Origin of the sequence: Pseudoclavibacter sp. JSM 162008 (assembly GCF_041366455.1) — a bacterium.
Lineage (GTDB): Bacteria > Actinomycetota > Actinomycetes > Actinomycetales > Microbacteriaceae > Pseudoclavibacter.
Map to the genome: position 1 here is coordinate 1 of NZ_JBEWYX010000035.1, position 3,669 is coordinate 3,669.

The following is a 3,669-nucleotide window of genomic DNA, read 5'->3' on the forward strand; positions in this document are numbered from 1 at the left end:
CCGCCACCACGCCACCGCCGCAGACGAACTCCGCCGCGTCACGACCGGCACGAACCTGCGCTAACCTGACCACGCGACCTGAGGAATTCCGATGAGCAACTCTGGGGAATTTCGATGAGCGCCATCAGCAGGCCTTCCGTCCGACACGAGACCGGTGCCGAGTGTCGCTGGCTACGACGAACTCTTGAAACGCCGGGCACGCCCGGCACTTACGGACGAACCGATTGATCGGGAAGGAACCACGGGAACATGACCACAAAACCCACTACCGTCACGACGACGCTGCGACGGAGGCGCGGGCTCACCGAGGAAGCAGCGATCGCTGCTGTCGATCAAGCCTGCCGGCGACTCCGACTCCCGACAGTCCGCGCCGTCGTCGACGAAGCTCTGGAGACCGCGAACCGGGAGCAACTGTCCTACCAAGGGTTCCTGGCGGAGCTGTTGCTCGCGGAGTGCGATGATCGCGACCGGCGCTCGTCGATCCGCCGCGTGTCTGCGGCTGGGTTCCCGCGGAACAAGTGGCTCGGTGACTTCGATTACGACGCGAACCCGAACATAAACCCGGCCACGATCCACCAGCTCGCGACCGGCGACTGGATCCGCAAAGGCGAACCACTCTGCCTCATCGGCGACTCCGGGACCGGGAAATCCCATCTGCTGATCGGGTTAGGGACCGCGGCGGCGGAAAAGGGCTACCGGGTGAAATACACGCTCGCGACGAAGCTCGTCAACGAACTCGTCGAAGCCGCCGACGAGAAGCAACTCGCCCGCACCATCGCCCGCTACGGCCGCGTCGACCTTCTCTGCATCGATGAGCTCGGCTACATGGAACTCGACCGCCGCGGAGCCGAACTCTTGTTCCAGGTCCTCACGGAACGAGAAGAGAAAAACTCCGTCGCGATCGCCTCCAACGAATCGTTCTCGGGCTGGACGAAGACCTTCACTGATCCAAGGCTCTGCGCCGCGATCGTTGACCGACTCACGTTCGGTGGGAGCATCATCGAGACCGGCACCGATTCCTACCGCCTCGCCCACACCCGTCGGCTGACCGCATCCGTCTGACCCACGGTCCTAATAGATCGTCCCCATCGCCTCGCGCACCTGGCCGAGCGTTACCTCGGCCGTAGTGTTCGCAGCTTCATTACCGCGACGAAGGATCGCCCGTACGAGATCCCCGTCCGCGGCGAACGCTTGCCGCCTCGCACGCAAAGGCTCCAAGTAGTCATTCACGGCTGTTGCGGTCAAGGTTTTCAGGGCGCTGCTACCGCCATCACCGATCTCGTCGGCTAACTCGACTGGCTCGACACCGAGGCACAACGCGGCCGTCGACAACAACGCCGAGACACCAGGCCGGCCCACGGGATCGAAACTGATCCTCCGGTCCTGATCGGTCCGGGACTGACGAATCACCGCAACGGTCTCGTCCGGCGTCATCGACAACGCGATCGCGTTGCCATAGCTCTTCGACATCTTCCGGCCATCCAGCCCCCGCACCTCCGGGGTCGAGGTGATCAACGCATCCGGAACCGGGAAGACCTCTCCATAGCGCTCATTGAACCGGCGGGCGATCACGCGGGTCATTTCCACATGCGGGAGGTTGTCCTTGCCCACGGGCACGAGATTGCCCTTGCAGAACAGGATGTCGGCTGCCTGGTGCACCGGATACGTCAAAAGCAGCCCACTCAACGCACGCCCGGACGCCGCGAGCTCCGCTTTGACGGTCGGATTGCGATGCAGTTCCGCCTCGGTGACCAGACTCAGGAATGGCAGCATCAACTGGTTCAGCGCCGGCGCCGCCGAATGGGTGAAAATCGTCGTCCGTTCGGGGTCGATGCCGGCTGCGAGATAGTCGAGGACGGCGCTATACACGTTCTCTCGAACATGAGCCGTGGTGTCTCTGTCAGTGATGACCTGATAGTCCGCGAGCACGAGGAACATCTCGACCCCGGCCTGCTGCAGGCGCACACGCTCTGCGATGGTGCCGAAATAGTGACCCAGATGAAGCGGCCCGGTCGGCCGCTCACCCGTGAGGACCCGAAACCTCTCCGGGTGCTCGGCCACGAGGGCCGCGACCTCTGCCGAACGTTGCGCTGTTGCGATGAAGGATTCCAATTGTCTCTCCCGATGATTGGGAGCTACACGGAGTACTCGGGCCGTTCCACGAGCTGCCGTGCAGCCCGTGAACATACTTCAACCGGCTGCTATCGCAGCCACCACCAAGCGGAACGGTTGAAGTTCATGAACGAGATACTACCGGGACTCATCCCCAAGCCCAGAAGACACAGAGTGGGTCCGGCTTAGATTGCCGCCCTGGACCCAGCTGAGGTTGACATTCTCACTGGGGCGGCCTAATCGCGGGCCACCCGCTCGGCAAGCATCGCGTTGCAAGCCTCAAGCTCAGCGTCGCCGCCGCTGCCCTCCGACACAAGCCCATCGGTTGCGGTCAAGACCACGGGAACCACAGCACCGCCCGAAACAACTACGAGCGCCGCCGTGGAGGACGACCGACCGGTCGACGATATCGACGTACCCGTAGATCTCGCGGTCGTCGAACAACCAAAACACAGTCCCGAAGTCCGAACCCGTTTCGTCGTCAGCATCCATACGAATGTTTCCCACACAGATAGTGCCCGCCGCTAACTTTCAGCGGCGGGCACCCGGTCTCGCTACGGGCGGGTCGTTGACACGGTCGCGCTACCGGAAAGCACGAACAGTGTCGCACCCTGCTGGCTGAACGCCCTGTCTGCGGTGTCCCAGTTACCGTTGCTGTTCGTGAACGTGAAGCCGAAGGTCGACGGTACGTTCGTGAGAGTCACAGTCCACCAGTGTCGGTTGTTGAAGAAGCCCTCGTACGTCATCGGGACGGTTCCGGAAAGACCGTTCCAGGTGTGGATCGAGTAGCTCGACGCGGACTGCCACTCCGCGAACTTGATCGTGACACTCTGGGCTTGCGGAACCGTGGACACGAAGTTCTGTGCCGTGAGGTTTGCGCTAGCGACAGTCGCCGATCTTGTTGCTGGTGTGAAGGTGGATCCTGCCTTAGTTGCGGTGATCGTGTAGACACCGTTGGGCAGGCCCGTCAGCGTGTACTGCCCGGCCGCGTCCGTTGTTGCCGTTTTGGTTCCGGCAGTGATGGTGACACCTGAAACAGCTGCGCCTGTGACGGTTCCGGATACGTTGAATGTGGCCGCGGGCGTTGTTGGGGTGGCCGTGTATTGCTTGGTTGCTTCGTTGAATGTGATCGTGTAGGTCGTGTTCGAAGCCACTGCGATGTCGGCCCCAGCTAGTGCTGCGGTGCCGGTGAGGCCGGTGCCGCCGTAGTTGGTGCTCCAATCGCCGGTGACGTCAAATTTGAAGCGCTGGTTTGCAGCTGCTCCGAAACTTACGTTCGTGGCGGTCCATACGTTGCCCGACTTGGTCATCGGCGTGGTTGTGGCCCAGTTGTTGTTGGTGCCTCTGATGTACAGTGCCGACCAAGCGCTGCCGCGATACTTCTGGATGAACTGCGCATATCGGGTGGCACCGGTGCCTGAGGCTACCTCTGATGGCGCTCATCGAAATTCCCCAGAGTTGCTCATCGGAATTCCTCAGGTCGCGTGGTCAGGTTAGCGCAGGTTCGTGCCGGTCGTGACGCGGCGGAGTTCGTCTGCGGCGGTGGCGTGGTGGCGG

Annotated in this window: 3 protein-coding genes; 1 reads left to right on the plus strand and 2 read right to left on the minus strand. The window is 62.2% G+C overall.

Translation table 11 applies throughout. The features are described 5' to 3' along the window. The first annotated feature begins 249 nt into the window (after positions 1-249). The gene (istB, locus tag ABVF28_RS17100; RefSeq protein ID WP_371031438.1) at positions 250-1,062 is read left to right on the plus strand and encodes an IS21-like element helper ATPase IstB; all 813 of its coding nucleotides are present in this window, start codon (positions 250-252) and stop codon (positions 1,060-1,062) included. A 9-nt stretch (positions 1,063-1,071) separates the two neighbouring features. On the opposite strand, the gene trpS is transcribed toward istB, so the two are convergent. After that, the gene (gene trpS / locus ABVF28_RS17105; RefSeq protein WP_371031439.1) at positions 1,072-2,112 is read right to left on the minus strand and encodes a tryptophan--tRNA ligase; all 1,041 of its coding nucleotides are present in this window, start codon (positions 2,110-2,112) and stop codon (positions 1,072-1,074) included. 554 nt (positions 2,113-2,666) lie between these two features. Next, a complete protein-coding gene (locus tag ABVF28_RS17110) occupies positions 2,667-3,422 on the minus strand; it encodes a carboxypeptidase regulatory-like domain-containing protein (protein WP_371031440.1) in 756 nt (251 codons plus the stop codon). Positions 3,423-3,669 lie beyond the last annotated feature (247 nt).